General features: G+C 43.9%; 2 protein-coding genes. Both read right to left on the reverse strand.

Annotation, left to right across the window (positions count from 1 at the left end):
• Positions 1–727: 727 nt before the first annotated feature.
• Entirely contained in the window at positions 728–1921 is a 1194-nt protein-coding gene (locus AC5KOD_RS02835) for an amidohydrolase (RefSeq protein ID WP_496913023.1), read from the reverse strand.
• Positions 1908–2629 (reverse strand): MalY/PatB family protein (locus tag AC5KOD_RS02840; RefSeq protein WP_496913024.1); only part of this gene is annotated, 722 nt, incomplete at its 5' end. The genes AC5KOD_RS02840 and AC5KOD_RS02835, both read right to left, overlap by 14 nt.

The raw sequence follows: 2629 nt of genomic DNA on the forward strand, positions 1-2629 counted from the left end.
AGTAAGCTAGAAAACAAAGAGGATTCTCCTAATAATCTAAAAAATAGAAGACTGAAAATCATTTTTTACGATTTTCGGTCTTCTATTTTAAGGTTCTTCGGACTTACGTCCCAAATTCATTTCCCCTATAATCCATGAATCACTTATGTCGACTTAATCCAGACATGAGCTGTATTTTACACTTTAATTAAATAACATCTTTTAAAAATAAAGGGAAATCTAGTATTCTTGATCATCTAATAACATGCTATTCAACTAGCGACTTACTAAAAAGTCGTTCAGGCGACAGCTTACAAACATGGGGAAACTTGATACATACACTGTTATATCAACTGTTCCCCTATAATTCATGACTCACTAATGTCGACTGAATCCAGACATGAGCTATATTTTCCACTTTAATTAAATAACACCTTTTAAAAATAAAGAAAAATCTAGTATTCTTGATCATTTAATAACATACTATTCAACTAGCGACTTACTAAAAAGTCATTCAGACGACAGCTTACAAACAGCGAAATCACTGTTATATCAGCTGTTTCCCCTATAATACATCAATCACTTTTGTCGACTGAATCCAGACATGAGCTGTATTTTTTCCATTAATTAAACAACATCCGTTAACTGATCCCCCCACTATCATCACTCATCCTAGACAGTCATTCATGATTAATTAACCACTTTTCACAGTGAACGACTTCCCCTGATCGCTCACTGTTCATTTCCCTTACTCCGTTAAAAAATTAAGCGCAAACTTCACCGTGGCTCCTAAGCTGTACGCTAAGGCATCCTCATCTAAATCAAAGTAATCATTATGATGCTCGGCCCCACTGCCAACCTCGGGGTTGCCAATCCCTACAAAGGCAAAGACACTTGGCGCGACTTTGGCATAGTGCGAAAAGGACTCTGAGGCGTACCACTGAATGCCTTCTACCAGCTTGTCTGGATACAAGTCGTTGACCCCATGTCGCGCAATTTCTGCGAGTAAGGGATCATTTAAGACCGGAATCGTGGCAAAGCGCATACCGTCCAAGTAACGAATGGTGCACTTATGAGCCGCCGCTGTATGTTCTGCGACTTCCTTTAAGACCGCCATCGCTCTATGACCTTCTGCCACATCAAAATACCGTAAGCTTCCCCCAATATAAGCCGTATCAGGTATGACATTGTTGGCACTCCCTGCATGGAATTGAGTTAACCCAAGGGTCACCGTCTTACTCACATCCAACTGATTAGCCCACGCATTCGTCAAACCGGTTAGAACATTGGCAGCGGCGAAAATTGGATTGATGGATAAATCAGGACGAGAGCCATGACCAGAGCGACCGACCACTTCAAAGTCAATCACCGCGGCTCCGGCCATTCGCGGACCACCATCCAAACAGATTTGACCCGTTGGCATAAAGGCGGTCAAATGGGTGCCATAAATCGCGTCAATGCCTAAGGGTTGAAGACTCTCAATCATGGCCTCAATCCCTGAGCCTATTTCTTCTCCTTCTTCAAACAAGAAAATAATCCGTCCTGATAGCTCGTCTTTGATCTCAGCTAATAAACGCATGGCAGCAAGTAAGACAGCCATATGCCCATCATGACCACACATATGAGAGACCCCCTCAACTTCCGAGAGCCACTTACGTGGCCCTTTCAGGTTAGTGGGCTGTTCTAAAATTGGCAGGGCATCAATGTCCGTTCGTAAGGCTACGGTTTTTCCTTCGCGCTTCGTGTCCAAGATGGCATAGAACCCAGTGGTTGGAACGTCGGTAATTGGTAGGCCTAATTTAGCCACTTCTGCTTTTAAAAATTCGCGAGTCTGCCATTCATTGGATGAGACTTCAGGGTGTTGATGTAAATAGCCTCTGGTTTCACGCATATAAGGATCGAGTTCGGCTATTTTTTTGATTAAATCGTTAGTATTTATCATGAGAGAGCTCCTTTACTTTTTTGGCTAGACGTTCAAGGGCAGCAGTTAAGACAGCGGTGGTACAGGCTAAACTGATCCGTTGGAACTGTTGGCCTTCTTCACCGAATAAATTGCCGGGATCAAGAACTAAGTGACAGTCGTGAACAAGGAAGTCAGTTAGTGCCTCATCGGTCATACCAAGAGCTTGGCAGTTGAACCACTGAAGATACGTCCCTTCTAATGGGGAAATCGTTAACTCTGGCAAGTGCTCCGTCATAAAAGCGTCAAAGACTTGTCGATTGGTTTCGACTAGCTCTAAAAAGTCAGTCAGCCAATTCTCGCACTGGTTATAGGCTAATTCACAGGCTTTCGGTCCTATGGCATTCAACAGGTGAAAGCCGTCGGCTCCTTGAACGGCGGTATATCGCTCCCGCAATTCAGGGTTAGCGATCACGACATTCGCTGTTTGGAGGCCAGCCAGATTAAAGCTCTTACTCGGAGCGGTTAGAATCACTGAATTGGCTTGAGCCTCTGCCGACAAGGTACTGAAGACGGTGTGCTGAAAGCCCGGTGAAATCAGGTCGAAATGGATTTCATCGCAAACGACCATCACCTGATGCTTGCGACAAATCCGGTCAACTTCTTCTAGTTCTGCTTGGCGCCAGACACGGCCCACTGGATTATGTGGACTACAAAAAATCAGTAAACGATTTTTTGGCAAGCTGGCTT

The organism is Vagococcus sp. WN80Y (assembly GCF_059621045.1).

What these genes read in the sequence shown, in the direction of transcription:
- AC5KOD_RS02835 (WP_496913023.1), bottom strand. Translation starts at nt 1,921, where the DNA reads ATGATAAATACTAACGATTTAATCAAAAAAATAGCCGAACTCGATCCT.